At 70.1% G+C, this 25,052-nt stretch carries 32 protein-coding genes; 16 read left to right on the forward strand and 16 right to left on the reverse strand.

Annotated elements, in window-relative coordinates:
- Positions 1-193: 193 nt before the first annotated feature.
- Positions 194-934, forward strand: coding sequence for a G1 family glutamic endopeptidase (locus tag AOK24_RS08845; RefSeq protein ID WP_055719498.1), 741 nt, complete (start codon positions 194-196; stop codon positions 932-934).
- Between the two features lie 102 nt (positions 935-1,036).
- Here AOK24_RS08845 and AOK24_RS08850 read toward each other — a convergent pair whose 3' ends face one another.
- Positions 1,037-1,783, reverse strand: a complete 747-nt coding sequence (locus AOK24_RS08850; RefSeq protein ID WP_240553746.1) for a M23 family metallopeptidase — start codon at positions 1,781-1,783, stop codon at positions 1,037-1,039.
- A gap of 199 nt (positions 1,784-1,982) precedes the next feature.
- Between AOK24_RS08850 and AOK24_RS08855 the strand changes: the two genes are divergently transcribed.
- Entirely contained in the window at positions 1,983-2,627 is a 645-nt protein-coding gene (locus tag AOK24_RS08855; protein WP_055719500.1) for a hypothetical protein, read from the forward strand.
- 76 nt (positions 2,628-2,703) lie between these two features.
- Here the strand turns inward: AOK24_RS08855 and AOK24_RS08860 are convergent, their stop codons facing one another.
- From AOK24_RS08860 to AOK24_RS08895, 8 genes are all read right to left on the reverse strand, one after another.
- A complete protein-coding gene (locus AOK24_RS08860; protein WP_055719501.1) occupies positions 2,704-3,687 on the reverse strand; it encodes a glycoside hydrolase family 26 protein in 984 nt (327 codons plus the stop codon).
- A gap of 139 nt (positions 3,688-3,826) precedes the next feature.
- A complete protein-coding gene (locus AOK24_RS08865) occupies positions 3,827-4,264 on the reverse strand; it encodes a GNAT family N-acetyltransferase (RefSeq protein ID WP_206191166.1) in 438 nt (145 codons plus the stop codon).
- Positions 4,265-4,315: 51 nt separating this feature from the next.
- Positions 4,316-5,797 (reverse strand): HAMP domain-containing sensor histidine kinase, encoded by a 1,482-nt coding sequence (locus tag AOK24_RS08870; protein ID WP_055719503.1) that lies wholly within the window; start codon positions 5,795-5,797, stop codon positions 4,316-4,318.
- Positions 5,794-6,528 (reverse strand): response regulator transcription factor, encoded by a 735-nt coding sequence (locus AOK24_RS08875; RefSeq protein ID WP_055719504.1) that lies wholly within the window; start codon positions 6,526-6,528, stop codon positions 5,794-5,796. The genes AOK24_RS08870 and AOK24_RS08875 overlap by 4 nt, the downstream gene beginning before the upstream one ends.
- Before the next feature lie 166 nt (positions 6,529-6,694).
- Positions 6,695-6,874 carry a hypothetical protein gene (locus AOK24_RS08880; RefSeq protein ID WP_055719505.1) on the reverse strand — a complete coding sequence of 60 codons (180 nt, stop codon included), beginning with the start codon at positions 6,872-6,874 and terminating at the stop codon, positions 6,695-6,697.
- Between the two features lie 76 nt (positions 6,875-6,950).
- Positions 6,951-8,057: a S1C family serine protease gene (locus AOK24_RS08885; protein ID WP_055719506.1), complete on the reverse strand. Its 1,107-nt coding sequence runs from the start codon at positions 8,055-8,057 to the stop codon at positions 6,951-6,953.
- 179 nt (positions 8,058-8,236) lie between these two features.
- Positions 8,237-9,259: a LacI family DNA-binding transcriptional regulator gene (locus AOK24_RS08890; RefSeq protein ID WP_055719507.1), complete on the reverse strand. Its 1,023-nt coding sequence runs from the start codon at positions 9,257-9,259 to the stop codon at positions 8,237-8,239.
- An 86-nt stretch (positions 9,260-9,345) separates the two neighbouring features.
- On the reverse strand, positions 9,346-10,113 hold the full coding sequence (locus AOK24_RS08895; protein ID WP_055719508.1) for a winged helix-turn-helix transcriptional regulator: 768 nt from the start codon (positions 10,111-10,113) through the stop codon (positions 9,346-9,348).
- 155 nt (positions 10,114-10,268) lie between these two features.
- Between AOK24_RS08895 and AOK24_RS08900 the strand changes: the two genes are divergently transcribed.
- From AOK24_RS08900 to AOK24_RS08910, 3 genes are read left to right on the forward strand one after another with little or no spacing between them, the layout of a single operon-like run.
- Positions 10,269-11,138, forward strand: coding sequence for an alpha/beta hydrolase (locus tag AOK24_RS08900; protein ID WP_206191167.1), 870 nt, complete (start codon positions 10,269-10,271; stop codon positions 11,136-11,138).
- Positions 11,139-11,185: 47 nt separating this feature from the next.
- The gene (locus AOK24_RS08905; RefSeq protein ID WP_055719510.1) at positions 11,186-11,440 is read left to right on the forward strand and encodes a MoaD/ThiS family protein; all 255 of its coding nucleotides are present in this window, start codon (positions 11,186-11,188) and stop codon (positions 11,438-11,440) included.
- Between the two features lie 7 nt (positions 11,441-11,447).
- Complete coding sequence (locus AOK24_RS08910) at positions 11,448-12,914, forward strand: hypothetical protein (protein ID WP_055719511.1); 1,467 nt, start codon at positions 11,448-11,450, stop codon at positions 12,912-12,914.
- Positions 12,915-13,006: 92 nt separating this feature from the next.
- Here AOK24_RS08910 and AOK24_RS45600 read toward each other — a convergent pair whose 3' ends face one another.
- A complete protein-coding gene (locus tag AOK24_RS45600; protein WP_079056733.1) occupies positions 13,007-13,165 on the reverse strand; it encodes an Arc family DNA-binding protein in 159 nt (52 codons plus the stop codon).
- 59 nt (positions 13,166-13,224) lie between these two features.
- Here AOK24_RS45600 and AOK24_RS08915 point away from each other — a divergent pair, with 59 nt between their 5' ends.
- From AOK24_RS08915 to AOK24_RS08935, 6 genes are all read left to right on the forward strand, one after another.
- Positions 13,225-14,439: an RNA-guided endonuclease InsQ/TnpB family protein gene (locus AOK24_RS08915; protein WP_107103922.1), complete on the forward strand. Its 1,215-nt coding sequence runs from the start codon at positions 13,225-13,227 to the stop codon at positions 14,437-14,439.
- A 149-nt stretch (positions 14,440-14,588) separates the two neighbouring features.
- On the forward strand, positions 14,589-15,326 hold the full coding sequence (locus AOK24_RS08920) for an LmeA family phospholipid-binding protein (RefSeq protein ID WP_055719513.1): 738 nt from the start codon (positions 14,589-14,591) through the stop codon (positions 15,324-15,326).
- Between the two features lie 191 nt (positions 15,327-15,517).
- Positions 15,518-15,598, forward strand: a complete 81-nt coding sequence (locus AOK24_RS52680) for a putative leader peptide (protein ID WP_355879453.1) — start codon at positions 15,518-15,520, stop codon at positions 15,596-15,598.
- Positions 15,599-15,719: 121 nt separating this feature from the next.
- Positions 15,720-16,559 carry a sulfurtransferase gene (locus AOK24_RS08925; RefSeq protein WP_055719514.1) on the forward strand — a complete coding sequence of 280 codons (840 nt, stop codon included), beginning with the start codon at positions 15,720-15,722 and terminating at the stop codon, positions 16,557-16,559.
- A 37-nt stretch (positions 16,560-16,596) separates the two neighbouring features.
- Entirely contained in the window at positions 16,597-16,884 is a 288-nt protein-coding gene (locus tag AOK24_RS08930) for a DUF1416 domain-containing protein (protein WP_010351646.1), read from the forward strand.
- Positions 16,885-16,961: 77 nt separating this feature from the next.
- Positions 16,962-17,222 carry a DUF3099 domain-containing protein gene (locus AOK24_RS08935; RefSeq protein ID WP_055719515.1) on the forward strand — a complete coding sequence of 87 codons (261 nt, stop codon included), beginning with the start codon at positions 16,962-16,964 and terminating at the stop codon, positions 17,220-17,222.
- Between the two features lie 3 nt (positions 17,223-17,225).
- On the opposite strand, the gene AOK24_RS08940 is transcribed toward AOK24_RS08935, so the two are convergent.
- Both AOK24_RS08940 and AOK24_RS08945 read right to left on the reverse strand, forming a co-directional pair.
- Positions 17,226-18,044, reverse strand: coding sequence for a hypothetical protein (locus AOK24_RS08940; RefSeq protein ID WP_240553748.1), 819 nt, complete (start codon positions 18,042-18,044; stop codon positions 17,226-17,228).
- A gap of 100 nt (positions 18,045-18,144) precedes the next feature.
- Complete coding sequence (locus AOK24_RS08945) at positions 18,145-19,155, reverse strand: aldo/keto reductase (RefSeq protein ID WP_055719538.1); 1,011 nt, start codon at positions 19,153-19,155, stop codon at positions 18,145-18,147.
- A gap of 97 nt (positions 19,156-19,252) precedes the next feature.
- On the opposite strand from AOK24_RS08945, the gene AOK24_RS08950 reads away from it, so the two are divergent.
- Positions 19,253-20,185, forward strand: a complete 933-nt coding sequence (locus AOK24_RS08950; protein ID WP_055719516.1) for an AraC family transcriptional regulator — start codon at positions 19,253-19,255, stop codon at positions 20,183-20,185.
- Between the two features lie 60 nt (positions 20,186-20,245).
- Here AOK24_RS08950 and AOK24_RS08955 read toward each other — a convergent pair whose 3' ends face one another.
- Positions 20,246-20,971 (reverse strand): DUF4232 domain-containing protein, encoded by a 726-nt coding sequence (locus AOK24_RS08955; protein WP_055719517.1) that lies wholly within the window; start codon positions 20,969-20,971, stop codon positions 20,246-20,248.
- A 110-nt stretch (positions 20,972-21,081) separates the two neighbouring features.
- Complete coding sequence (locus AOK24_RS08960) at positions 21,082-21,444, reverse strand: DsrE family protein (RefSeq protein ID WP_055719518.1); 363 nt, start codon at positions 21,442-21,444, stop codon at positions 21,082-21,084.
- A gap of 3 nt (positions 21,445-21,447) precedes the next feature.
- Here AOK24_RS08960 and AOK24_RS48395 point away from each other — a divergent pair, with 3 nt between their 5' ends.
- On the forward strand, positions 21,448-21,699 hold the full coding sequence (locus tag AOK24_RS48395; RefSeq protein ID WP_133258206.1) for a hypothetical protein: 252 nt from the start codon (positions 21,448-21,450) through the stop codon (positions 21,697-21,699).
- 19 nt (positions 21,700-21,718) lie between these two features.
- Here AOK24_RS48395 and AOK24_RS08970 read toward each other — a convergent pair whose 3' ends face one another.
- Positions 21,719-22,099 (reverse strand): hypothetical protein, encoded by a 381-nt coding sequence (locus AOK24_RS08970; protein WP_055719520.1) that lies wholly within the window; start codon positions 22,097-22,099, stop codon positions 21,719-21,721.
- Between the two features lie 165 nt (positions 22,100-22,264).
- Between AOK24_RS08970 and AOK24_RS08975 the strand changes: the two genes are divergently transcribed.
- Both AOK24_RS08975 and AOK24_RS08980 read left to right on the forward strand, forming a co-directional pair.
- Positions 22,265-23,110, forward strand: a complete 846-nt coding sequence (locus AOK24_RS08975) for a helix-turn-helix domain-containing protein (protein ID WP_055719521.1) — start codon at positions 22,265-22,267, stop codon at positions 23,108-23,110.
- Complete coding sequence (locus AOK24_RS08980; RefSeq protein ID WP_055719522.1) at positions 23,092-23,364, forward strand: DUF397 domain-containing protein; 273 nt, start codon at positions 23,092-23,094, stop codon at positions 23,362-23,364. Before AOK24_RS08975 ends, AOK24_RS08980 begins: the two co-directional genes overlap by 19 nt.
- A 34-nt stretch (positions 23,365-23,398) precedes the next feature.
- Here AOK24_RS08980 and AOK24_RS08985 read toward each other — a convergent pair whose 3' ends face one another.
- The gene (locus tag AOK24_RS08985; protein WP_055719523.1) at positions 23,399-24,604 is read right to left on the reverse strand and encodes an RNA-guided endonuclease InsQ/TnpB family protein; all 1,206 of its coding nucleotides are present in this window, start codon (positions 24,602-24,604) and stop codon (positions 23,399-23,401) included.
- 50 nt (positions 24,605-24,654) lie between these two features.
- Between AOK24_RS08985 and AOK24_RS45610 the strand changes: the two genes are divergently transcribed.
- Complete coding sequence (locus AOK24_RS45610; protein WP_079056735.1) at positions 24,655-24,816, forward strand: Arc family DNA-binding protein; 162 nt, start codon at positions 24,655-24,657, stop codon at positions 24,814-24,816.
- The last annotated feature ends 236 nt before the right edge of the window (positions 24,817-25,052 follow it).

Here is a 25,052-nt window from a genome sequence, read left to right on the forward strand (position 1 = left end):
CCCGGACGCTGTCCCCCTCCCTCCCCCGGAGGTGTGACCGGTCCCGCGGGCGCCCTGCGCGCACGGCTCCCCGGAATCACCCGTGAGTGATCCTCGCGTTCACCCGTCAGGCCGGGGGGAATCGCGCACCCGTGCGGCTCAGCCTCCGGAGTGGCGGAGCGGGGCCGCGCGGAGCGGACTTGATCATCGCCGTATGCGTACAAAACGACGGCTCGCCGTCCTCGGCTCGCTCTCCTGCTCGGCCCTGATGATGACGGGCCCCGCCTTCGCCGAGGCCGCCGCCTGCACCGCGCCCCAGGGCAACTGGACCGGCTTCCAGCTGAACGGCGCCCACACCAGCGTCAGCGCGCAGTGGAAGGTCCCGACCGCCGACTGCACCTCGGTGACCGGCAACCCGAACGGCCTCACCGACCAGTGGGTGGGCTTCGGCAGCGGCGACAGCTGGAAGGACCCGCTGAACCAGATCGGCACGAGCGTCGAGTGCGCCGGCGGGAAGGCGACGTACTACGCCTGGTGGGAGCAGTTCCCGGCGAACTTCGTCTACGCCAAGCGCGCGGTCGGCCCCGGCGACGTCATCCAGGCGAGCATCAGGACGCCGAAGAACTCGCAGGACTACGAGATGTACATCAAGAACGTCACCCGCGACTGGTGGCAGACCGTCCACGTCACCGGCCCGCCCACCGGCACCCAGGTCGAGGTCGTCACCGAGATCCACGACTGGGGCGCGGCCGTCACCAACGGCGTGCGCTACGACAACGTCCTCGTCGACGGGAAGCCGTTCACGAACTTCTCCAAGGAGTACTACCTGTACTCCGCCCAGTTCGGCGGCGTCTGCGTCAACACGACGACCAGCGGTACGAGCTCGCTGCTGACGCCGACGAAGAAGACCCAGATGCGGGCGGTGGCCCGCGACGCGGTGATCCACCCGGGCTGACCCCCTGCCCCACCCGGGCCGACCCCCTACCGGAGAGTTACCCGGGTAGACCCCGGGGAGTACGCCCCGCGCCGTCCTCGCGCGGGGCGTCCCTCCGGAGAGCTACCGCACCACCCGTACCGACTTCCGCTTCAGCCACGGCAGCGGCGGCACCGCCGACCCCAGGTACGGGGTGATCCGCACCTCGAAGTGCAGATGCGGCCCGGTCACGTTGCCGGACGCCCCCGACAGCCCGATGCGCTGCCCGGCGGCCACCCGCTGGCCCTTGCGGACGTCGATGCGCGAGAGGTGGGCGTACTGCGTGAAGTAGCCGTCCCGGTGGCGGACCAGGATCTGGTTGCCGAAGCCGTCACCGCAGGTGGTGACGCGGACCTCGCCCGCGCCGACCGCGTACACGGGCGTACCGGTGCCGACCGCGAAGTCCTGCCCGGTGTGCCGGTTCTGCCAGCGGCTGCCCTGCGCGGCGTACCCGGCGGAGAGCCAGTAGCCACGGGCCGGAGCCGTCCACCGGGAGACCGTGCGCGGCGCGACCGTCGCACGTCCCCGGGGACAACCCGCGCCCTTCCCCGAGGGGTTGACCGCGACGGGGTCGCCGAGGGCGCGCTCGTGCGTCCGCAGCATGTTCCACAACCGGTTGCGGAGCGTCGTACGGCGGCGCTCGGCGGCCCGGATCCGCCGCGGCGACGCGTCCGCCCGGCGCAGCGAGGCGACCTGGGCGCGCGCCCGTTCGTGCTCCTGGACGAGGCGTGCGGCGCGGTCGCGGAAGGGCTCGCCGGCTCCGGCGGGCGCGGCGGTGAGGGCGACCAGCAGGACCGCTCCGATCGCGGCGCCGAGGCGGTGGGAACGCATGCGCTGTTTTCGTAGCATTGTCGGATCATCTAGGCCGGATGGAGTCCTTGAGAGGTACGACAGACGGGTTGCCCGGCCGTTCCCCCGGATGGCGTCATACCCGTGACCCAAGCGGGCGTGATCATCGGAATGTCGGGCCCGGCCCGCGTACGGCCCGTGCTGGCATGACCCCGTGCCCGTACGGAAAGGACCCCCCACCGTGACCTCTGGTCTGCGCCTGTCCCGGATCGCCCTCGTCCCGGCCGCCGTCTGCCTCGCTCTGCTCCAGCCGGTCACCGCCGCGGTCGCCGACGGCCCCGACAAGGAGGCCGGGGAGAAAGCCGGGGAGAAGGCGGCGCCCCCGATGTCCATCGAGATCTCGGACGGCGTCGACAAGGCGGCGGCAGGCGACAAGCTCGCCTACCGGATCATCGTCCACAACCAGGGCGGCGAGGCCCTGGGCAACCTCCGTATCGAGCAGCGCGTCCCCGAGACCGCCGGGCGCCCCGAGGCGTCCGAGGGCGGCCAGGTCGGCAAGAGCGGCGTCATCACCTGGACCGCCGACGTCAAGGCCCGGACGAAGGCCGAGTTCACCGCCCGCATCGAACTCGGGAGGACCGACAAGAAGGCCCTGCGCGCGGCCAGCACCGCCTGCGCCTACCTCGACGGCGCCAAGGCCCCCACCGTCTGCGCCAGCGACCTCGACACCCTCCCCGGCGGCGCGTCCGGCCCCGAGGGCGTCACCGCCGAGCAGAAGTCCGACGGCCTCGGCACGACCCAACTCGCGCTCGGCGGCGCGGCGGTGGCGGGCATCGCGGCGCTGTCCTTCATGGCGGTACGGCGGCGGCGCGGCAACGCGAGCTGACACCAGGCGATATGACGTTCCGTCATCTCACCCAGCCCCCTCCCGAGTTGCCCACGAGGCGTACTCCGGAGGGGGTTCACTTCTTCTCGCCCATCAATGCCTTGTACACGGCGGACGATCTGGGGTTCGACCGGCACCGCCACACCCCGTGCGGGCAGTAGTCGCTGATCGTCTGGTACAGCGGCTTCTGCCGGGCCATCCACGTCAACATGCCCCGCATATAAGCCGAGTTGTCGCCGTTCTCGTACAGCCCCCACTCCGGGAACGCGATCGGCTTGCGGTGCGCGCGGGCGAAGCGGACGTGCGCCTTGAGCCCGTACGGCTCGTTCAGCTGCGCCGTGAACGGCATGCCGCGCGGCGCGTCGTAGGCGTCCATGCCGATGACGTCGACGTGCCGGTCGCCGGGGTAGCAGCGGGGCCAAGGGATCGCGTCCCGGCCCCTGTTGGGGGTGAACTCGAAGCGGAACCGCTGCCCGGGCACCGACCGCATCGCGTTCACGATCCGCACCCAGTACTTCTTCCACGCCGCCGGGTCCGGGCCGCAACGGTGCGTGTACGTGATGCCGTTCATCTCCCAGCCGAGCACGAGCACCGTGTCGCGCAGGCCGAGGGAGACCAGCCGGCGGGCCAGCGCGCGGAAGTGCGCGTCGTACAACCCCCTTGCGCCTTTGCGGAGTTCGGCGCGGACCGTCGCGTCGGGGAGGTGGGCCTCGTTGCGTTCCAGGAGCGGGACGTTGAGGACGAAGAGGCGGTCCTTGCGGGCCGCCCGCCACGTCGCCCAGTGCGCCAAGTACCCGGGCGCGCCTTCGATGTTGCTCCACCGGTCGCCCGGCAGATAGGCGTGCCCGACGGTCGGGGCCGAGCGCCCCAGCCACGTGCCGAGCCCGGCGATGCGGGCGATGCCGTCGGTGCCGTAGCCGACGTACGCGCCGAACTTCACCGAGCGCGGCGACGGCGTCCCCGACAGCGCCGGGCGCGCGTCCGCGTCGTGCGGCAGCGGCAGGCAGGACTGGCCCGCGAGCAGCAGCAGGGCCAGCAGCGGAAGGAAGAGGACACGCACACGAGACGACACAGCGTGCCATCATCGCCGCGCACACCCCCGCGCGCGCCCCAACTCGCCCTCGGACCACTCGTATCGGGGATTTCCTGTCGTACGTTTCCCCGAATCCCTACGGCGCTCCGCCGCCCCCTGAGGCTTCCTACGGCGCCGGCGCGCGCGTCAGGTACACGTCCACGGCGTCCTCGTGGTCCAGGACGAAGCCGTGCCGTTCGTAGAGGCGGCGGGCGGGGCTGCCCTGGAGGACGTTGAGGCGGACCGTGCGCGTCGTGCGGGCCAGCGTCTCGCGCAGGACGCCGCCGCCGATGCCCCTGCCGTGCAGGTCGGGGACGAGGTAGAAGTGCTCCAGCCAGTCGCCCTCGGGCGCCCCGCGCAGGGCCACGCAGCCCACCGTGGCCCCGTCCACCTCGATGATCCTCGTGTGCGCCGGGTCGTACGCGTCCCGCATTCGCTGGCGCACCCGGTGCTCGTCGTACCGGCCCAGGCGCTCCAGGTCCGGGCGCATCGCGCTCGCCCTGATGTCGAGCAGGGGTTCGAGGTCGACGGGGGTGGCCGGGCGGGTGGTCCACTTTTCGGTCATGGCGGAAATCGTACGAGGTGGCTCTTGCGGGGGAGGGGTATTACCGGGGTACTACTGGGGTGCTGACGTGGGGGTTTCCCCGGTGTCCGGGGTTTCCGGCGGGGGGACCGGGGCGCCCGGGAGGGTCAGCCTCGCCATCGTGCCGCCGCCGTGGGCCCGGGTCAGGGTGACCTCGCCGCCCGCCTGCTGGACCGTGCGGGCCACGATCGACAGGCCCAGTCCTGAACCCGGGAGCGCGCGGGCCGACGGGGAGCGCCAGAAGCGGTCGAAGACGTGCGGGAGTTCGTCCTCCGAGATGCCGGGGCCGTGGTCCCGTACGGTCAACGTGCCGTTCGTCAGGGCGACTTCGATCGTCCCGCCCTCGGGGCTGAACTTCACCGCGTTGTCGAGGATGTTGACCACCGCGCGCTCCAGCGCAGCCGGCTCCGCCCTCGTGAACCACGGTTCCAGGGTCGCCGTGATCGTCAGCTCCGGTCCCCTCAGGCGGGCTCGGCGCAGGGCGTGTTCCACCGTGTCCTCCAGCGAGACCACCTGGACGCGCTCACCGCGCTGCCCCTCCGACCTCGACAGCTCCTGCAAGTCCCCGATCAGCGCCGCCAGTTCGGTCATCTGCGCCTTCACCGACGCGAGCAGCGCCTTGCGGTCCGCCTCCGGGATGGGGCGGCCCGTCTCCTCGCTGCGGGTGAGGAGTTCGATGTTCGTGCGGAGGGAGGTGAGGGGGGTACGCAGCTCGTGACCCGCGTCGGCGATCAACTGCTGTTGCAGCTCACGGGAGTTGGCGAGGGAGGCGGTCATCGAGTTGAACGACCGTGACAGCCGGGCGACTTCGTCCTCCGCGTCCTCCTCCACGGGGATGCGGATGTTCAAGTCCTCGGTACGGGCCACATGTTCGACGGCTTCGGTGAGCTTGTCGACGGGCCGCAGCCCGGCACGGGCGACGAAGAGCCCGGCGGCACCGGCGCCGAGCACTCCGATGCCGGACACCAGAAGGAGGATGAGCATCAGCTCGTTGAGGGTCTTCTGGGTGTTCTTCAGCGGGATGGCCACGAGGAGGGCGGCACTGAAAGTCGTGTCGGTGGAGGGGTCGGTGACCGTGAAACCGGGGAGCGCGAGGACGCGTACGTCGTTGCCCTCGCTGTCGGTGCTGTTGTGGATGACGCCCTCGCCGCCGCCCTTCTTGATGACGTCCCGGTCCGTCTGAGTGACCTTGACCGCGCCGAGGGAGTACGGCAGCACACAGGCCTTGCCGTTCGCCACGACCACCTGGAAGTAGGTGTTCGGCAGGCCGAGGCGGAAGTCCTGCGAGACCTTGGTCGTGCAGTTGTTGACCGCGCTCTCGGCCTGGTCCTGGAGCCGTGGGCTGGTCAGCGCCTTGCGCAAGTCGTTGTTGACCTGCTCGTACAGCTTCCCCTGCACCAGGAACCAGCACGTCACCGACACCGCCGCCACCGCGAACGCCACCGCCGCCGCGACCAGCATCGACAGCCTGGCCCGGATCGGCAGCGTCCGGAACCAGTGGGCGACCTTGCTCATTCGGCCCCGCCCTGGCGCAGGACGTACCCCACACCCCGGACCGTGTGGACGAGGCGGGGCTCGCCGCCCGCCTCGGTCTTGCGGCGGAGGTACATGACGTACACATCAAGGGAGTTGGACGAGGGCTCGAAGTCGAACCCCCACACGGCCTTGAGGATCTGCTCGCGCGTGAGGACCTGGCGCGGATGCGCCATGAACATCTCCAGCAGCGTGAACTCGGTGCGGGTCAGCTCGACTTGGCGACCGGCACGGGTGACCTCCCGGGTCGCGAGGTCCATGCGGAGGTCGGCGAACGTGAGCGCCTCGTCCTCCTCGGCGGGCCCGGAGGCCGACGCGGCGTACGAGCTGCGGCGCAGCAACGCCCGTACCCGCGCGAAGAGTTCGTCGAGTTCGAAGGGCTTGACGAGGTAGTCGTCGGCGCCCGCGTCGAGTCCCGTGACCCGGTCGCCGACCGTGTCGCGCGCGGTCAGCATGAGGATCGGCGTCGTGTCGCCCGCGCCGCGGATGCGGCGTGCCGCGGTGAGCCCGTCCATGCGGGGCATCTGGATGTCGAGGACGACGAGGTCGGGACGGTACGCCGCCGCCTTCTCCAGCGCGTCGGCGCCGTCCACGGCGACCTCGGTGTCGTACCCCTCGAAGGCCAGGCTGCGCTGGAGCGCTTCACGCACGGCCGGCTCGTCGTCGACGATCAGGATGCGCTGGATGTCACGGTCGCCTTCGGCGGGGCTCATGGGCTCGGTTTCCTCGGGTGCGGGGGGTTACGGCAAAGGTGGTACCTCGCCGGGGGGCAGGGCATCAGCCTCGCACGTTTCCCTGGGGGCGCGTATGGGCGTCTTCCTGCGGCGTGGCCGTTTCGTCCGGCGGCCGGCCGCGCGTCGTACGGCGGTCCGCGACCGCTCAGGCCGCGGCGCGACGCCGGTTGCGCAGGGCCCGGCGCGCGGCGGTCGTGCTGAGCAGGGCGACCTCGGGAGCGCGGCCCGCGTGGGCCGGTTCGTGGAGGGCGGCGGCGACCGCGAGGGCGAGGGCCGTGTCGGCGGCGCCGGCGCGGGCGGTGGTGTGGGTGACCTGCTGGATCATGTCGTAACCCCTTGCTGAAAGTTTTCCTTACGGGGAGTTCCTCGCGGGTGCCGCCTCATGGCACGTCCCGGCCGCCTCAGCTGTCCGACCCGCCCGCCCGCAGCGTCGCCAGGTCCGCCTTCACCGTGTTGATCGGGATCGCGAACCCGAGACCCACGCTGCCCGCGTCCGAGGATTCGGACGAACTGGCCGAGTACATCGCGGAGTTGATGCCGATGATGTTGCCGTTCATGTCGATGAGGGCGCCGCCGGAGTTGCCGGGGTTGAGGGAGGCGTCCGTCTGAAGTGCCTTGTACGTGGTGGTGGATGAGCCGGTGTCGCCGTTGAACTGCCGGCCGCCGAACTCGAACGGCCAACCGCCGCCCTGCTGTTGCTGCTGGCCCTGGCTCTCGTCGGTCGAGACGGTGACGTCGCGGTTCAGCGCGGAGACGATCCCGCTGGTGACCGTACCGGTGAGCCCCTCGGGGGAGCCGATCGCGATGACCGAGTCGCCGACGTCGACGGCGGAGGAGTCGCCGAGGGACGCGGTCTTGAGGCCGGACGCGCCCTCCAGCTTGATCAGCGCGAGGTCCTTCTTGCTGTCGGTGCCGACGACCTTCGCGGTGTACGTCCTGCCGTCGCTCGTGGAGACCTTGATCTGGGTAGCGCCGGCGATGACGTGGTTGTTGGTGACGATCTCGCCGTCGCTCGTGATGATGACGCCGGAACCGGTCGAACTCCCGTTGCCCAGCGCCGCCTTGACCTCGACGATGCTCGGGCTGACGGCCGCCGCGATGGCCGCGACGTCACCCTTCTTGCCGGCCGGTACGACGCTGGTCGCGGCGGCGGCGACCGTGTCGTCCTTGTGGGTGAGCTCCTGTATGCCGTACGCGGTACCGCCGCCGATCGCCGCCGCGACGATCGCGACCGCCGCGAGGAGGGCGAGCGGGCCGCGGGTGCGCCGCTTTTTCGGCGCGGGCTGGGCGGCGTGGTCGGCGGCCGGCTGTCCGGGAGCTTCCGCCTGCGCGGCGTACCCCGGCTGGTGCGGCGGCGGGGGCGGCCACTCCGGGTTCACTGGCGAAGAGTTCACCGGCGAGGGGTTCACCGGCGAAGGGTTCACGGGGGCGGAGCCGTACTGCTGCGCGCCCTGGTACGGGTTGTGCGGGTTCTCGGACTCGCCGTCGCGGCGGAAGCTCTCGGTCATGGAAAGAAGCTTCGTCGCCGACCATGAGAGCTACCTGAGTGCCCGCTGAGAACGCCCCGAGAAGGTCGTTCGCGCTGTGTAAAGGCGTACGAGGGCGCATTGCCCGGCCGCTCAGGGGACTCTCAGAAACCGTCCCGGGCCTGAGGGGACGCCCCTCATACCTGAGAGGTAGGTACCTACTACGCGCACCCGCACGACCGCCGTACCACGAGCCGCGACTCGAACACCTTCACCCGCTCCCGCCGCGACCCCGCCACCCGCAGCCCGTCGTCCAGCACCAGGTCCACGGCCGTACGGGCCATCGCCGGCCGGTCGGAGGCGACCGTCGTCAGCGGCGGGTCCGCCAGCGCCGCTTCCTTGATGTCGTCGAAGCCGATGACCGCCAGCTCACCGGGTACGTCGATGCGCAGCTCGCGCGCGGCGCGCAGGACGCCGATCGCCTGGTCGTCGGTGGAGCAGAAGACGGCCGGGGGGCGCTTTGGCCCGGAGAGGATGCCGAGGGCGACGCGATACGCGTCGTACCGGTTGTAGGGGGCCTCGAAGAGCCGTCCCTCGGTGGAGAGACCGGCCTCGGCCATGGCCTGGCGCCAGCCCTCCACGTGGTCGGAGACGGGGTCGCCTACCGCTGGGGTATCAGCCGTACCCCCGATACAGGCGACGTACGGGTATCCATGCCCCAGGAGGTGGGTCACGGCGGCCCGCGCGCCGGTGAGGTCGTCGAGGACCACGGCGACGTCGTCGATGGCCTCGGGCCGCTCGTGCAGAAGGACCACGCGCGCGTCCCACGCCTCGATCTCGGCGGCGGCCAGGTCGTTGAGGGCGTGCGAGACGAGGATGAGGCCGGAGACCCGCATCCCGAGGAAGGCCCGCAGGTAGTGCACCTCGCGCTCGGCGACGTAGTCCGAATTGCCGACGAGGACCATCTTCCCGCGGTCGGACGCGGCCTGTTCCACCGCGTGCGCCATCTCCGCGAAGAAGGGCTGGCGCGCGTCGGGGACGATCAGGCCTATGAGGTCGGTGCGGCGGGACGCCATGGCCTGGGCGACGCGGTCGGGCCGGTACCCCAGTTCCTTGATCGCGGCGAGGACACGCTCGCGCGTGGCCGGGGCGACCGGCCGGGGTCCGTTGTTGATGACGTAGCTCACCACGGCGGTGGAGGTCCCCGCCAAACGTGCTACGTCGTCCCTCGTCACCTTGGCCACGGCGCGGAGTCTACGCGGATCAACCCCTCCCGGGCAGGGCGTGGCAAAGGTGACCGCACGGTAACCGCGCCCCGTCCGAGCAGGGCCTATACCTCGGCGGACGCGGTGACGGCCGACTCGTCCGTCTCCTCCGCCTTTGCCGGGGCGGAGTCGGCCTTCGGGGCCTCGGGGGCGCGCTCGGCCTTCTCGGGCGTAACGAATCGATAACCCACGTTCCGGACGGTCCCGATCAGCGACTCGTGCTCGGGGCCGAGCTTCGCGCGCAGGCGCCGTACGTGGACGTCAACCGTGCGTGTACCCCCGAAGTAGTCGTACCCCCATACCTCCTGGAGCAGCTGCGCGCGCGTGAAGACGCGGCCCGGGTGCTGCGCGAGGTACTTGAGGAGCTCGAACTCCTTGAAGGTGAGGTCGAGGACGCGGCCCTTGAGCTTCGCGCTGTACGTCGCCTCGTCGACCGACAGGTCGCCGTTGCGGATCTCCATCGGGGAGTCGTCGTTGACGATCTGCTGGCGGCCCATCGCGAGCCGCAGCCGCGCCTCGACCTCCGCCGGGCCGGCCGTGTCGAGCAGGACGTCGTCGATGCCCCAGTCGGCGGTGACGGCGGCGAGACCGCCCTCGGTGACGACCAGGACGAGCGGACAGCCGGGGCCGGTCGAGCGCAGCAGCTGGCAGAGGCTGCGGACCTGGGGGAGGTCGCGGCGGCCGTCGACGAGGATGACGTCGGCGCCCGGGGTGTCGACGAGGGCCGGGCCCTCCGCCGGGGCCACCCGCACGTTGTGCAGGAGCAGGCCGAGAGCCGGGAGCACCTCCGTCGACGGCTGGAGGGCATTGGTCAGGAGCAGCAGAGAACTCATACGTCCGGTTCCTCCTCGGTCCCTGCGAGGACATGTGCGGAGCGGTGGATGTGCTGTACACCTGCGGTTTCCCACTTCGTATACAACGCTTCCGAAAGCACAAAAGGACCCGGGGGCTTCGCTGCCCGAGTCCTCTGCCCAGCAGAATAGCCGACATGAGCGACAGTCCGGCAGGTCATGTGGCACGTTCCACCGTACGTCCGAATGGCGAGACGGCCAGACGCGTACCTATACGGACGTTTCTGGCGACCGCCGATGGGGTGACGATCGATTCCGTATACGATCCTCCGCTCGCTGTATACGAAACGAACGCCCCTGGGGGCGAAGAAAACGACACTTTCGATCAACCTCACGATCACCCCGTGTTCGTGATCGCCCACGGGTTCACGGGGGCGGCGGACCGTCCGCACGTGCGGCGGGTGGCGGAGGCGTTGCGACGATACGGTGCCGTCGTCACGTTCTCGTTCCGCGGGCACGGCGCCTCCGGCGGGCGCTCCACCGTCGGCGACCGCGAGGTGCTCGACCTGGCCGCCGCCGTCGACTGGGCGCGCGCCCTCGGGCACGCGCGCGTGGTGACCGTCGGGTTCTCCATGGGCGGCTCCGTCGTCCTGCGGCACGCCGCGCTGCACCCCGGGGACGCGGACGCCGTCGTCTCCGTCAGCGCGCCCGCGCGGTGGTACTACCGGGGCACCGCGCCCATGCGGCGGCTGCACTGGCTCGTCACGCGCCCCTCGGGCCGCCTCCTCGGCCGCTACGGCTTCGGCACGCGCATCCACCACCGGGAGTGGAACCCCGTCCCGCTGCCGCCCGTCGAGGCCGCCGCGAGGATCGCGCCGACGCCGCTGCTCGTCGTCCACGGCGACGCGGACGGGTACTTCCCGCTCGACCACCCCCGCAGCCTCGCCGAGGCCGCCCCGGGGCACGCGGAACTCTGGCTGGAACCCGGCATGGGGCACGCCGAGCACGCCGCGAGCGAGGCCCTGCTCGCCCGCATCGCGCACTGGGGTGTCAGTCGGGCGGGCTAGCCTTTGACGTCCGGATGCCGATCGCTCACCACTGTTTCGAGGAACGGATGCCAAAGGTCACCGTGCGCTACTGGGCCGCCGCGAAGGCTGCCGCCGGCGTCGCCGAGGAGGCGTACGACGCGGCGACCCTCGCCGACGCCCTCGCGGGCGTGCGTGAGCGACACCCCGGGGAACTCGTACGTGTCCTGGCGCGATGCTCCTTCCTCGTCGACGGTGACCCCGTCGGCACGCGCGCGCATGAGACGGTACGGCTGGCCGAGGGCGGCACGGTCGAGGTGCTCCCGCCGTTCGCAGGAGGATGAGTCACCGATGACCGACCAGCAGGGTCCCTACGACCCGTACGCGACCCCGTGGCCGCACCAGGGCGCCCCGAACCACGACTCCATGGACAACGCCAACGCCCAGCAGTGGCAGGGCGAGACCTGGGAGACCACGGTCCAGCCGTCCCTCCAGACGCACTCCCCGGCGGAGGAGACGGCCTACCTGCCCCCGCAGACGGGCCCCCAGCCGTCGTACGGCGCCTACGCGCCCGAGGCCGCGCCGTCCCCGTACGGCTGGCAGCAGCCGGCACCGGGCGCGCCCGCGCAGGGCGGCGAGGGTTTCCCGGCTCCCGGCGCGCAGGGCCCGTACGCGGGTGCTGACGCGTCCGTGCGGGGGGCCGGGGCGTACGCCGCCGACGCGTCCGCCCGGGCTGCCGGTCCGTACGCGCCCGCAGGGCACCCCGACGCGTCCTCCGGAGGGTTCGCGGCGGCCGGCGCGCCCGCGCAGGGGCCGTACGCGCAGGCCGGTCCGTACGCGCCCGCCGGGACCGCCGGACAGGGCTTCGCGCCCGCGCCTTCCGCCGGGACCGCCGGACAGGGGGTCGCGCCCGCCGACCGGTTCGCGCCCGTCGAGCAGGGTGCGCCCTCCTTCGGCGCGCCGGTGGGGCAGTTCGCGGGTGACGGGCAGGCCGCCCCGGCCGTGGCTCCCGACCCGTCCGCCCCCGGCTACGGCCCCGCCACCCTCGCCGGCAACGCGCGCGTCACCGACGCGCAGCGGGCCCGCCTGGAGGGCCGTTCGCCGATCATCGAGCCCGGCATGCAGCCCGCCGCGCTGACGGCCCTCCTCGGCCTCCTGCTGGCCGGTACGGCGCCGCTGGGCGTGTACGGGCTCCTGGTCCCCCTCGTCGCGCTCCAGGGCGTCACAGCGGCGGGCTGGTTCCGGCTGAACGGCATGTGGCCCGCCCGGCAGGGCATCGCGCTGGCGTTCCTGGGCGCGCTGGTCGCCGACGCGGTCCTGCTGGGCGTCGGCACGGAGCACGCGCCCGCCGCGATCCTGGGCACCCTCGGCGTCTGGGTCCTGCTCTGCCTGATCCTCCAGCTCCGCTCGCACGCGGACCCGGACGAGCGCATGTACGGCCTGATGGCCACGGTCGCGAGCAGCGCGCTGGCGATCGTCGCGACGGGGTACCTGGGCGCCGACTCGGACGCGACCTCGGTGGGCGCCGCGGCGGTCGCCGTCGCGATCCTCGCGCGCGCGTTGCCGCTGCCGACCCCGGCGTCGGTCGTGGTCTCCCTCCTGGCCGCCGCCGGCGCGGGCATCGCGGTGGGCGGCATGACGGACGTCGGCACGGCGGGCGCCCTGGTGGGCGCGGGCGCCGCGGCCTGCGCCCTGACCGGCCACCGGGTGGCGAGCTACGACTACCCGTCGAGGTTCGTCCACTTCACGGCGGGCGTCGCCCTCCCGCTCGCGCTGGCCGCTCCGGCGGTGTACGTCCTGGGCCGGGCGCTGGGATAGGCGTACGCGCGCGGGGGCTGCTCACTGCCACCTCCCGCTTGCGGGGGAGGATCGGACCCCTGCGGAGCAGGGCAGGGAAAGATGAATCGCCGTCAGGGCGATTCGGCGTCTGCCGGATGACCGGCGAGCGCGACCTCCAGAAGGTGGACGATCTCGCCGTTGACCGACCTGTGGTCTCGCTTCGCGAGTACGGCCAGGCGTTCGTGAAGTTCGAGGGGGAGCCGGACCGTGATGCGCTTCTCTTCATCCATGACGCCACTGTAGTTGCTTGATTACATAGGAATGACGTATTTTTAACGTCGTGACGACAGTGAATCGACGGGCAGAGGATGTCGGGCGTGCCCGGTACACCTATCGCCTCCGTGTGTCGTCCACAGCGCGCGCCGGACTCGATGCGGAGTGGGCGCGTTGCCGGTGGGTGTGGAACGAGTGCGTGGCGATGTCCCGCAAGGTCCACGGCCTGAACAAGGACGTCGCCGGCAAGGTGACGTGCGGTCCGGCGCAGCTCGACAGAATGCTGACCGAGGCCCGTACCGCCATGGGATGGCTGCGCGAAGGCTCCTCCGTGCCTCAGCAGCAGATCATCCGTGACTTCGGTACGTCCCGCGCCAAAGCGCTGAAGGACATCAAGGCGGGGCTGCCGATGCGACAGCGCGCCGGGATGCCCCGCATCAAACGCAAGCGCGACGCCCTGCCGTCGATGAACTACACACGGCGCGGCTTCCGGCTGAAGGACGGCCGCCTCCACCTCGCGGGCGGCATCGTCCTGACCGTGGTGTGGTCCCGCGGCCTGCCCACCGACCCCACCTCGGTCCGGGTGTACCGGGACAGCCTCGGCCACTGGTACGCCTCGTTCGTCGTCGCCACGGCCATCGAGCCGCTGCCCGCGACGGGCCGGGCGATCGGTATCGACTGGGGTGTGAAGGAGACCGCGACCACCACCAGCGACGCGCACGACCTCCCCCACGCACAACACGGGAAGACCGCCGCACAGAAACTCGCCCGGTACCAGAAGCAGATGGCCAGGCGGAAACCCGCGCGCGGGAAGGCCGCGTCGAAGGGCTACCGGGCTGCGTCCCGCGCGGCAGCGAAGGTCCACAAGAAGGTCGCCCGGCAGCGGCAGGACACCGGCCGCAAGTGGGCCAAGGCGGTCGTGCGTGACTTCGACCAGCTCGCCGTCGAGGACTTCAAGCCGAAGTTCCTCGCGAAGTCCACGATGGCCCGCAAGGCCGCCGACGCCGCGATCGGCGCGACCAGGACCGCGCTGACCGAGATGGCCCGCAAACACGGCCGCATCGTGCACCTCGTGCACCCCGCCCACACCACGATGGACTGCTCCGAGTGCGGTGCGAGAACCAAGCACGCACTCCCCCTCTCCGAACGAACCTACGCGTGCACCACGTGCGGAGCCGTGTCCCCCAGGGACAAGAACTCCGCCCGCGTCATGCTCGTCCGGGCTGGTCTCACCCCGGCTGGTACTGACGGCGGAAGACCTTCGGGAGCGCCGCTCCCGAAGGCAGCCTGAGCCAGAAATCCCCTCCCATCGGGGAGGGGAGGATGTCAAAACCCCTCGACAGTCTCCGAGAACGCTTGCCCAGAGGGTTACCGTGGGTGGCCGTAAGGACCAGGGGTCTCACATACCCCCGGTCAGCACTCACTGGGGGAACCACAGCAATGCGCGGCCTTCGCATACTTCTGATCGTTGTCGTCGTCCTGGGCGGCCTCTTCGTGCTCGCCGACCGGCTGGCGGTGAACTTCGCCGAGGGCGAGGCCGCCGACAAGCTGAGGACGACCGAGGGGCTCGCGGCGACGCCCGACGTGTCCATCAAGGGCTTCCCGTTCCTCACGCAGGCGCTCGGCGGACAGCTCGACGACGTCGAGGTCGGCATCAAGCAGTACGACGCGGCGACGGGCACCAGCAGCGGCAGCATCCGCATCGACGACCTCAAGGCCAGCATGAAGGGCGTCGACTTCGACTCCAGCTTCAGCTCGGCGACGGCGACGTCCGCGACGGGCACCGCGAGCATCTCGTACGCGGAGCTGCTGAAGGCCGCGAAGTCGGAGCCGACGCGGGTCATGGACGGCGTGGAGGCCGAGGTCGTCGGCCTGTCGGACGGCGGCAACGGCAAGATCAAGGTCGCGGTCGAGGCGACGGTGCTCGGCACGAAGCTCCCCCAGCCGGTGTACGTCCTCAGCTCGGTGACCGTCGACGGCGACACCGTCCGCGTCCACGCCGACGACATGCCCAGCTTCGGCGGCGTAGAGGCCCCCGAGAACGAGGCCCGCAAGATCACCGACTTCGAGCAGAAGATCGAGAACCTGCCGGGCGGCATCCAGCTCGACAAGGTGACCCCGGCGCAGAGCGGCGTGGAGATCACGGTGAAGGGGTCGAACGTACGACTCGCGGGGTAGGGGTCGTACGGGCCTACGTCCGAGGGGCGAGACGGGGGTGTCCGTACCGTAGATACGGGACCCCTCGGGGTGTAGACGTCTAATACCCAGGTACCCCCTGGAAGGTGATCGGTCTCGGTATCCGGACGATCGCGTCTCGCCATACGACACACCGGTGACAGCATGCCCGATCCGTCCCTACGATCGAGTCCATGAAGCGTCAGGCGGATCTCACGAAGCGGCGGGCAGTCGACCTGTGCCGCGTCGCCGCCATGCTCTGTATCGCTTCCTGAAACTCGCCGGCCCTTTTTCTGGGCATCGCGCGCCGCTCCCGCTCCTTGCGACCGGTCAACTGGCGCGCCCGCATCCGCACTTCGCACACCCCCGCCGCAACTGCCCCGGAGGAGAACGAGCATGAGCCGCAGCGACGTCCTGGTCGACGCCGACTGGGTCGAGGCCAACCTCGACAACGCCGACATCGCGATCGTCGAGGTCGACGAGGACACGACGGCGTACGAGAAGAACCACATCCGCAACGCCATCCGGATCGACTGGACGAAGGACCTCCAGGACCCGGTCCGCCGCGACTTCGTCGACCAGGAGGGCTTCGAGAAGCTCCTGTCCGCGAAGGGCATCGCCAACGACACGCTGGTGATCCTCTACGGCGGCAACAACAACTGGTTCGCGTCGTACGCCTACTGGTACTTCAAGCTGTACGGCCACGAGAACGTGAAGCTGCTCGACGGTGGCCGCAAGAAGTGGGAGCTGGACGCGCGCGAGCTGGTCGAGGAGGTCCCCGTCCGGACCGCCACCGACTACAAGGCGAAGCCGCAGAACACGGCGATCCGCGCCTTCCGTGACGACGTCGTCGCCGCGATCGGCTCGCAGAACCTCGTCGACGTGCGCTCGCCCGACGAGTTCTCCGGCAAGCTGCTCGCCCCCGCGCACCTGCCGCAGGAGCAGTCGCAGCGTCCGGGCCACGTCCCGTCCGCGCGCAACATCCCGTGGTCGAAGAACGCGAACGACGACGGCACCTTCAAGTCGGACGACGAGCTGAAGGAGCTGTACGCCGAGGAGCAGGTCGACCTCGCGAAGGACACGATCGCGTACTGCCGCATCGGTGAGCGCTCCGCGCTGACCTGGTTCGTGCTGCACGAGCTGCTCGGTGTCGAGAACGTCAAGAACTACGACGGCTCCTGGACCGAGTACGGCAGCCTCGTCGGCGTCCCGATCGAGCTCGGCGCCAACAAGTAGCTCTCAGGTAGTCCCGACCTAGTACTGGAGTAGCAGCATGTGTGGAGCGAAGGCCGGCGGCCCCGACGCCTCGACGATCAAGCCCGGTGAGACCACGATCCAGGGCCAGGTGACGCGCGACGGTGAGCCGGTGACCGGTTACGTCCGTCTCCTGGACTCGACCGGCGAGTTCACGGCGGAGGTCCCCACCTCGGCCACGGGTCAGTTCCGCTTCTACGCGGCCGAAGGCACCTGGACCGTCCGCGCCCTCGTCCCCGGCGCCACGGCCGACCGCACGGTCGTCGCCCAGCAGGGCGGGCTGGCCGAGGTCGCGATCGCGGTCTGAGCAGCGTCGTACGCAGGAGTGAGGGCTGTACCTCTCGGGGTACGGCCCTCACTCCGTTGCGGGACTACCCTGGAGGTATGTACGCACGGCGGCGGCACGTGTACTTCGCCATGATGGGGACCTGTATCGGGCTCTTCGTACTGGCGTGGGGTGTCGTGCGGCTCTGGTCGATGCCCGTCGCTGTGGGGATGTGCGTGGTGGCCATGCTGATCCCCCCGCTCGCGGCGATCGTGGCGAACCGCCGGGGCCCCGAGGACCGCTGGTGGGACGACCCCTCGGGCGACCCCAAGTCCGACGAGTGGTGGGACGAACTGGACGGCAAGAAGCGCCCCCGGTAGCTCTCAGGTACTACGCCTCACCGTGACCAGCAGAGGCGCACGCCCACCGAGACGCGCGGCGAGCTCGGCGAGGGCCTCCCCGAGCCAGCCGACGGCGTCGTACGACCAGGCGGCGAGGTCGCCGTGGAGGGCCAGGGTGTGACGGAGTGGACCACCCCAGAAGGTGTCGTCGAAGGGTGGCTCCGGAGAGGTACGTCCAGAGGAGGACGGCCGGAACTCCGGAGAGGTACCTCCCGGGGAGTACGACCGGAGAGTGAACACGTCCTGCTCCAGCTCGGCGAGGCAGCGCGGCAGCTCCCCGATCACCTCGTCCTGCCCGCTGGCGACGACCACCTCCACCGGCGTCCGCGCCGCCGGATCACCCGCCCGGAACCACTCCCGCGTCAGCATCGAGGGCACCGCCGCGTACGCGGGCCGCGAGGCGACGTCGATCGACCCGAGCGGAAGCAGAAGCTGGACGACGGAGACCTCCGCAGCCCCGATCCGCTCCACCACACTCCCGGCACACCCCAGAAACGGCCGCACCGGCAACGGCCGCTCCCCGCTCACCACAGCCGCCCCGACCTGGAACCAGGCGATCAACTCCGGGTCCCCGGCGGCACGTTGCGGATGCCCGGAACCGGCGTCGTTCATCCCCCACAGCACATCCAGCCACCCCATGGCGAGCGAGCGCTGATGAAAGAGCTGGTAGGGGTCGTTCTCGGGGTCGTGCCACGGGTACGGGGTCTGTGTGCCGTAGAGCGCGGCGAACAGGGTTCCCGTGGCCGGAGCCACCGCCTCGGGCAACGCGGCCGGACACGGCTCAGCGCTTCTCTCCGCCACGCGGTACCTCCGTCTTCGCCTCGAACGACCAGGCTAGAGGGGGGTTGTGCTGAACGGCTGTACCCCCGTGGGGTGGGTTGCTCCGGTGTCCCGGCAGGGGTTACTTCCAGGTCGGCATCACGGACTCCGGGTAGCGGGAGCCTGCCGAGCCGTGGGGGAGGATTTCGTCGATGCGGGTCAAGTCGGCCTGGGTGAGGGGGAGTTCGGCTGCGGCTACGTTTTCTGCCAGGCGGGTCGGCGTGCGGGTGCCGGGGATCGGGACGATGTCCTCGCCCTGTGACAGGAGCCAGGCGAGGGCGAGTTGGGGTGCCGTGGCTTCCTTTGACTCCGCGAGAGTCGTCAACTCCCTTACCGCTTGCAGGTTCTTCTCGTAGTTGCCCGGCTGCCAGCGTTCGTCGGCGCGGCGCATGTCGTCCTCGGGGTATTCGGCGGCCGGCTTGACCGCGCCGGTGAGGAAGCCTCGGCCCAGGGGGGAGTACGGGACGAAGCCGATGCCCAACTCCCGTAGCAGGGGGAGGATTTCGACCTCCACCGCGCGTTCGAAGACGGAGTACTCGGTCTGGAGGACCGATACGGGGTGTACGGCGTGGGCGCGGCGGATCGTGTCGGGGCCCGCCTCGCTGAGGCCGAGGAAGCGGACCTTGCCCTCGGCGATCAGCTCGCCGACCGTGCCGGCGACGTCCTCGATGGGGACGTCGGGGTCGACGCGGTGCTGGTAGAGGACGTCGATGTGGTCGGTGCCGAGGTGGCGGAGGCTGGCCTCGGTGACCTTGCGGATGTTCTCGGGGCGGCTGTCGAGGTGGGACCACATACGGCTCGGGTCGGACAGGTCGAAGCCGAACTTCGTCGCGAGGAGGACCTCGTCACGGAAACCGGCGACCGCGCGGCCGAGGAGCTGCTCGTTGCTCCCCGTACCCAGGCCGTAGATCTCGGCGGTGTCGAAGAGAGTAACTCCCAGGTCGTACGCCCGATGGATGGTCGCGATGCTGCTTTGCTCGTCGCTGGGCCCGTAGGCGACGGTCATCCCCATCGTCCCGAGACCGATCGCGCCGGCGGTCAGACCCTGGGTGCCGAGGGTGCGGAGGGGGAGTTTCGCGGTGTTCTCTGCCATGCCCTCGACGCTACGGAGCGGGCGGCCCGGCGGCATGGGGCAGCAGTCTCATAAACTTGCCTGATCCTCTCAGCCCCCTCAGCCAAGGGATCGCGTCGTGCTCGACCGTCTCGCCGCCGCCATCGGACGTCACCTCGTAGTACCCGGGGGTGACACGGCCGTCCCCCACCTCCTGCTCGCCGGGGTCGACGAGGAGTGGAAGTCCATCGACCGCCTCTACGAACCCATGATCTGCTTCGTCGTCGAGGGCGCGAAGAGGGTCACGTCCGGGGACGTCACCGCGATCGCGGGCCCCGGCGAGCTGCTGTTCACGCCGCTGCACCTGCCGGCGGTCGTCGACCTGGTGAAGGTGCCGTACCGGTCGGCGGTCCTCCGCCTCGACGCGGGCACGGTGACCGAGCTGCTCATGGAACTGGAGAGCTACGAGGGGTACACGGAGGACGGGGAGGCCAGGAGGGACAGGGGGTACGCCCGCCCCGCCCCGCAGGGCCTGGTCAGTACGGCGCTCACCCCCGCCCTCGCGGACGCCGTAGCCCGCTGGGTGGAGCTGCTCGACTCACCCGAGGACATCGGCCCCCTCGCCGCGCGCACGGAGAGCGAGATCCTGTACCGCCTGCTGCGCAGCGACCTCGGCCCCCTGCTGCGGGAGGCGTTCCTCACGGACTCGGCGACCTCCCGGGTCCGGGTCGCCGCGCGGTGGATCAAGGAGCGGTACGACCAGCCGCTGAGCGTCGAGGAGATCGCGGCGGTCGCGCACATGAGCGCCGCCGGCCTGCACCGGCACTTCAAGGCGGCTACGGGTATGACGCCCCTGAAGTACCAGAAGCGGCTGCGGATGCAGGAGGCGCGGCGCAGGCTGCTCAGCGAGGGGGAGTCCGCGGCGCAGGTCGCCCACGCGGTGGGGTACTCCAGCGCTACCCAGTTCAACCGGGAGTACCGGAGCGAGTACGGCTTGCCCCCGGGGCAGGACGCGGCACGGCTGAGGGCGGAGCCGGGGGTATACCCCGCCCCCGGCCGCGTCAGCCCCTGAGTCACCCCAGGGGAGTCAGGGGAGTCACCGGGTACATCTCAGGTATGAGCTGCTCAGGTATCAGCTGCCCTGCCCCGCGCTGCCGATGGGGCCGACCTTGACCGAGGCGCCGCCGCCCTCGGTGACGGGGAGGGAGGCGGCACCCGGCCAGGCGAGGGAGACCGTACGGGTGTCGTTCGGCGGGGTGACGAGGAGACCGGTGATGCGGACACCGGAGCCGCCGGAGTCGTTGGCCGGGTAGAAGACCGGGAAGAAGACCTCCGCGCCGCTCTTGAGGGTCACGGCGCCGGTCTGCTGGCCGCTGCGCTTCGCGGAGATCGTCCCGGAGTTGGTCTTCAGGTCGACGCCCGCGTAACCCGAGATCGTGCAGGACTTGCCGCTCTTGTTCTTCAGCGTGACGACGACCGTGCGCGTGCTGTCGCCTCCGATCGTGTTGTCGGATGCCGTGATCGCCAGCGAGTCGGTGCCGCAACGGCCGCTCTTGGAAGCGGAGTTGGAGCCAGTACCTCCGGTGGTGGAGCCGCTCGAACTCGAACCGCTCGAACCCGAACCGCCGGTTGTCGCCGACGCGTTGGACCCCGAACCGGACCCGCCGGTGGCCGACCCGCCCGCACCCGAACCCCCGGTCGTCGACCCGGCCGCACCCGAACCCCCCGTCGCCGCAGCGGAGTTGGAGGCAGACGGCGACGGGTCGTTCTTGGCCGTGCTGTCACTGGAGCCGCACGCGGTCAGAGACAGACCGGCGGCGACGGCAATGGCGGCGATGGTGAGCTTCTGAACGCGCATCGTGTTTCTTCCCCAACGTCGGTACGGGCGTGCCGTTTACGCCTGTGATGAGCGCCCCCGGCGCCCCCGCGTTCCGCTCAACTCCCGCCTATGACACCCCCGTTACACGCTCAGTACACAAGCGCCTGAACCCCGTCCCCGAGCGCCTCCTGCACGAACACCTGCGCCCCGGCGATCCGCACCCCCTCGATCACGTCCTTCTCCGTGATGTCCCGCCGCGCCGCGCACTGCGTGCACAGCGTGACCCGACCGGCGGACAGGATCGTGTCGAGGAGGTCCGGAAGGGGCGCCGCGTGCGGGAGTTCGAACTCCGCGGCCTTCCCCGGCAGCGCGAACCACGCGGACTCCCCGGTGAGCCACAGCGACACCTCCACCCCGCTCGCCACCGCGACCGAGGCCACGGTGAAGGCCTGTGAGCAGCGTTCGGGGGCATCGGCACCCGCGGTCACCTTGATAACCAGCTTCTTGGACATGCCGTGCAGCGTAATGCGGCCTACGCCGCCGTCGCCGCGATCACCACGACCAGCGTGGCGACGCTCAGCGCGGTCAGCACACCGCTCCAGAACGCGTCCTCACGCAACAGCCGCCTCGCTCTGCGCCGCACCCGGCGACCACGAGTCACCGGTCTCGACGGCAACTCGCGCTCTACGGTGACGAGTTCGGCCGTCGGCGTCCACGGCAACGCGGGCGGGGGAACCGCGTACGCCGGGTACACCTCCTGGATCTGACCGGGCTCCGGGCGCCGCGTCACGCCGGGTGCGCCTGCTCGTGGTGACGCCTCATCAGGACCCGCGCGTCCACCTCCGCGCTCAAGTCCTTCTCCTCGCCGGCCTTGCGCGCGAGCTGCACGAGGTCCGCGCAGCTCGCGCAGTTCGGGTGCGGCTCGGGGACCTTCGTGATGTCCACGGTCGGCTCCAACAGCGGGTACTTGCGGGCCGCCTGGACGTTCGCCGCCTTCACGCCGGCGCCGATGCGCTCGCTGTCGGTGGGGGGACGGAGGGTGTCGGGGTCGGCCTGCCACTCGATGCCGCCGCCGACGGGGCGGAGCATCGCGTACTTGCCGTCGCGGGCCTGGAACTCCCCCACCTTGTCGGTCGTGGGGTCGTAGAGGAGGGTTCCGGGTTCCATGGGTTTACATCCTTTCGCCCAACATCTATACGGAATGCGGCTGTTGTACTACTCTGCGCATTCCTGGGTAGTACGAGGATGGCCCCTGCGGGGACGCCTTCGCACCCCGGACAGGCGCAAAGGCAACGCGGGAATGTCCAAAGGCAGCAGGAGGGTGGGAAGGCGATGCCAGCCAGGAGGCCGATCACGGGGCGGAGCGGGGGGCCGAGGGAGCGGTTCGCGCAGGAGCTGAAGAAGGCGCGGCTCGAAAAGGAGGTCTCTTTAAGGAAGTTGTCGGAGGACGTGGGGTGGGACCAGTCCCTGCTGAGCAGGATGGAGAACGGGATTCTGCTGGGGGGACCCGATGTGGTCCAGGACCTCGACACCTACTACGGGACGGGGGACAAGCTGCTGATCCTGTGGGAGTTGGCGATCGCCGACAAGAACCAGTTCAAGTGGCAGTACCGGCCGTACATGGAGTTGGAGGAGAAGTCCGTAGCTCTGTGGCACTACGGGCCGACTACGCCGCCGGGCGTGCTCCAGACCGCCGGGTACGCGCGGGCGGCGCTGATCGCCGGTGGGTACGAGGGGGAGGAACTGGAGCGGCAGATCGAAGCGCGACTCGGACGTCAGCGAGCGCTGTTCAACCCGGCGAACCCGGTGCCGTTCCGGTCGATCATGTCGGAGGCGGTCCTGCGCAATCCGCTGACGGACCTGGCGGAGTGGCGCAGGCAGCTGGAATTCCTGCTGGAGGTGTCGGAGCTGCCCGACGTCAGCATTCAGGTGCTGCCGTTCGGCACGGGACGCCACGGTCTGGTCAACACCGACATGATGTTCCTGCAACTGCCGGACGGGAAGATCGTCGCCTACTCGGAGAACGACGCACAGGGCGAACTGATCGAGGAAACCAGCAGGGTTGAGGCGTTTAACCGCGCCTATGATGCCGTACGTGACTTGGCGTACAGCCCCGCCGAGACACGACAGTTCATCATGCGTCTGCTGGAGGAATTGCCGTGCGATCCATCGACTTGAGCAGCGTCTCGTGGCGCAAGAGCAGCTACAGCAACAACGATGGCGGCCAGTGCCTCGAAGTCTCAGACGACCTGTTGAGCACGGCCGCGTGGCGCAAGAGCTCCTACAGCAACAACGACGGCGGCGAGTGCCTCGAAGTCTCCGACAGCTTCCCCTCCCTCGTCCCCGTCCGTGACAGCAAGGACCCCTCCGCCGGCTCCCTCCTCTTCGCCGCCGACTCCTGGGCCGCCTTCCTCCTCGGTATCAAGTCTTGACTGCTCCCTTTCCTCGCGGAAGGGGATTCCTGGCTCAGGCCGCCTCCGGGAGCGTCGCTTCCGGAGGTCTCACACCCTCGGCACCAGCCGGGGCCAGACCAGCCCGGACGAGCATCACGCGGGCGGAGTTCTTGTCCCTGGGCGAGGAAACTCCGCATGCGGTGCAGGTGTAGGTACGTTCCGACAGCGGAAGTGCGTGCTTGGTTCTTGCTCCGCACGACGCGCAATCCATTGTGGTGTGCGCGGAGTTGACGAGGTATACGTCTCTCCCGTGCTTGCGTCCCATCTCCAGCAGCGCCGACTTGGTGGCACCGATGGCTGCGTCAGCGGCCTTCCTGGCCATGGTCGTCTTCGCTAGGAACTTCGGGCGGAAGTCCTCGACGGCGACGGCGTCATGATCGCGTACGACGCGCTTGGCCCACTTGCGAGCCGTGTCCTGCCGCTGTCTGGCGATCTTCCGGTACGTCTTCGCTCGTAGCCTCTTCGCCTCGCGGTATCCCTTGGAAGCCGACTGTCCTCCGGCGGGTTTGCGGCGGGCCATCATCCGGTCGTACTTCGCCAGCTTCGCCCGCGCTTTTCCTCCGTGCTGTGGATGAGGGAGGTCGTAGGCGTCCGAGGTGGTGGTCGCGGTCTCCCGCACACCCCAGTCCACCCCGATCACCGCACCCGTTTCAGGGAAGGGCCGCACTTCGGCGGGGACGACGAACGAGCAGTACCAGTGACCCAAGGCGTCCTGGTACACACGCACGCTGGACGGGACAGCGGGAAGGTCCCTCGACCACACCACGGTCAGTGCGATGTTCCCGGCGAGGTGAAGGCGCCCGTCCTTCAGGCGGAACCCGCGCCGGGTGTAGTTCAAGGTGGGCAGGGCATCGCGCTTCTTCCTGTGCCGGGGCATCCCGGCCCGGCGATGCGGGGGTAGTCGGTCCTTGATGTCCTTCATCGCCTTCGTGCGGGCCTTGCCGAAGTCTCTGATGGTCTGCTGCTGAGTGATGGCGGACCCTTCGGCCAACCACGGAGTGCGGGCGCGGGCCTCGGTCAGTATCCTGTCCAGCTTCGCGGGACCACATGGCTCGCTCTCGGCGTGGGCCTTCTTCGACCGTGCCACGCACTCGTTCCAGACCCAACGGCACCGACCCCACTCCGCCATGAGCGCTCTGCGGGCGGTCGACGACACGCGCAGCCGGTAGGTGTACCGGGCGTACCCGGCGTCCTTAGAATGCCTATTAGGCATCGTCATGACGTCAAACCTATGTCAGCTATCTGTGCTCTGACAACTACATTGGCGGCATGGATGAAGAGAAACGCATCACCGTCCGGCTCCCCGTCGAACTTCACGACCGCCTCGCTGCACAGGCGAAGCGAGACCACAGGTCGGTCAATGGCGAGATCGTCCACCTTCTGGAAGCCGCGCTCGCCGATCTGCCGCCGGGCGTCGGGGGACTCCGGTGAACGGTCGAAGGGTGCGGCCTCCAGAGCCTGCCGCTGGCCCGATGAGAGGCCCGGACCCCGGCGGCGTAAGCTGGGGTCCGGCCTTGTGTACCTGAATCGCGCCTCTAGGAGCACCCCGTGCTTGAAGTCTTCTTCGAAGCTCTCCTCGTCCTGGTCTGCGTCGGCGTGCTCGCGTTCGCCGGGCTGACCGTGAAGAAGCTGTACCAGGGCCAGCGCTGACCCCGTCCGACCAGGAA

Source organism: Streptomyces niveiscabiei (genome assembly GCF_001419795.1).
Classification (GTDB): Bacteria; Actinomycetota; Actinomycetes; order Streptomycetales; family Streptomycetaceae; genus Streptomyces; species Streptomyces niveiscabiei.

What these genes read in the sequence shown, in the direction of transcription:
- AOK24_RS08845 (WP_055719498.1), top strand. Translation starts at nt 194, where the DNA reads ATGCGTACAAAACGACGGCTCGCCGTCCTCGGCTCGCTCTCCTGCTCG.
- AOK24_RS08850 (WP_240553746.1), bottom strand. Translation starts at nt 1,783, where the DNA reads ATGCGTTCCCACCGCCTCGGCGCCGCGATCGGAGCGGTCCTGCTGGTC.
- AOK24_RS08865 (WP_206191166.1), bottom strand. Translation starts at nt 4,264, where the DNA reads ATGACCGAAAAGTGGACCACCCGCCCGGCCACCCCCGTCGACCTCGAA.
- AOK24_RS08870 (WP_055719503.1), bottom strand. Translation starts at nt 5,797, where the DNA reads ATGAGCAAGGTCGCCCACTGGTTCCGGACGCTGCCGATCCGGGCCAGG.
- AOK24_RS08875 (WP_055719504.1), bottom strand. Translation starts at nt 6,528, where the DNA reads ATGAGCCCCGCCGAAGGCGACCGTGACATCCAGCGCATCCTGATCGTC.
- AOK24_RS08880 (WP_055719505.1), bottom strand. Translation starts at nt 6,874, where the DNA reads ATGATCCAGCAGGTCACCCACACCACCGCCCGCGCCGGCGCCGCCGAC.
- AOK24_RS08885 (WP_055719506.1), bottom strand. Translation starts at nt 8,057, where the DNA reads ATGACCGAGAGCTTCCGCCGCGACGGCGAGTCCGAGAACCCGCACAAC.
- AOK24_RS08895 (WP_055719508.1), bottom strand. Translation starts at nt 10,113, where the DNA reads ATGAGTTCTCTGCTGCTCCTGACCAATGCCCTCCAGCCGTCGACGGAG.
- AOK24_RS08900 (WP_206191167.1), top strand. Translation starts at nt 10,269, where the DNA reads ATGAGCGACAGTCCGGCAGGTCATGTGGCACGTTCCACCGTACGTCCG.
- AOK24_RS08905 (WP_055719510.1), top strand. Translation starts at nt 11,186, where the DNA reads ATGCCAAAGGTCACCGTGCGCTACTGGGCCGCCGCGAAGGCTGCCGCC.
- AOK24_RS08910 (WP_055719511.1), top strand. Translation starts at nt 11,448, where the DNA reads ATGACCGACCAGCAGGGTCCCTACGACCCGTACGCGACCCCGTGGCCG.
- AOK24_RS45600 (WP_079056733.1), bottom strand. Translation starts at nt 13,165, where the DNA reads ATGGATGAAGAGAAGCGCATCACGGTCCGGCTCCCCCTCGAACTTCAC.
- AOK24_RS08920 (WP_055719513.1), top strand. Translation starts at nt 14,589, where the DNA reads ATGCGCGGCCTTCGCATACTTCTGATCGTTGTCGTCGTCCTGGGCGGC.
- AOK24_RS52680 (WP_355879453.1), top strand. Translation starts at nt 15,518, where the DNA reads ATGAAGCGTCAGGCGGATCTCACGAAGCGGCGGGCAGTCGACCTGTGC.
- AOK24_RS08925 (WP_055719514.1), top strand. Translation starts at nt 15,720, where the DNA reads ATGAGCCGCAGCGACGTCCTGGTCGACGCCGACTGGGTCGAGGCCAAC.
- AOK24_RS08930 (WP_010351646.1), top strand. Translation starts at nt 16,597, where the DNA reads ATGTGTGGAGCGAAGGCCGGCGGCCCCGACGCCTCGACGATCAAGCCC.
- AOK24_RS08935 (WP_055719515.1), top strand. Translation starts at nt 16,962, where the DNA reads ATGTACGCACGGCGGCGGCACGTGTACTTCGCCATGATGGGGACCTGT.
- AOK24_RS08945 (WP_055719538.1), bottom strand. Translation starts at nt 19,155, where the DNA reads ATGGCAGAGAACACCGCGAAACTCCCCCTCCGCACCCTCGGCACCCAG.
- AOK24_RS08955 (WP_055719517.1), bottom strand. Translation starts at nt 20,971, where the DNA reads ATGCGCGTTCAGAAGCTCACCATCGCCGCCATTGCCGTCGCCGCCGGT.
- AOK24_RS08960 (WP_055719518.1), bottom strand. Translation starts at nt 21,444, where the DNA reads ATGTCCAAGAAGCTGGTTATCAAGGTGACCGCGGGTGCCGATGCCCCC.
- AOK24_RS08970 (WP_055719520.1), bottom strand. Translation starts at nt 22,099, where the DNA reads ATGGAACCCGGAACCCTCCTCTACGACCCCACGACCGACAAGGTGGGG.
- AOK24_RS08975 (WP_055719521.1), top strand. Translation starts at nt 22,265, where the DNA reads ATGCCAGCCAGGAGGCCGATCACGGGGCGGAGCGGGGGGCCGAGGGAG.
- AOK24_RS08985 (WP_055719523.1), bottom strand. Translation starts at nt 24,604, where the DNA reads ATGACGATGCCTAATAGGCATTCTAAGGACGCCGGGTACGCCCGGTAC.
- AOK24_RS45610 (WP_079056735.1), top strand. Translation starts at nt 24,655, where the DNA reads ATGGATGAAGAGAAACGCATCACCGTCCGGCTCCCCGTCGAACTTCAC.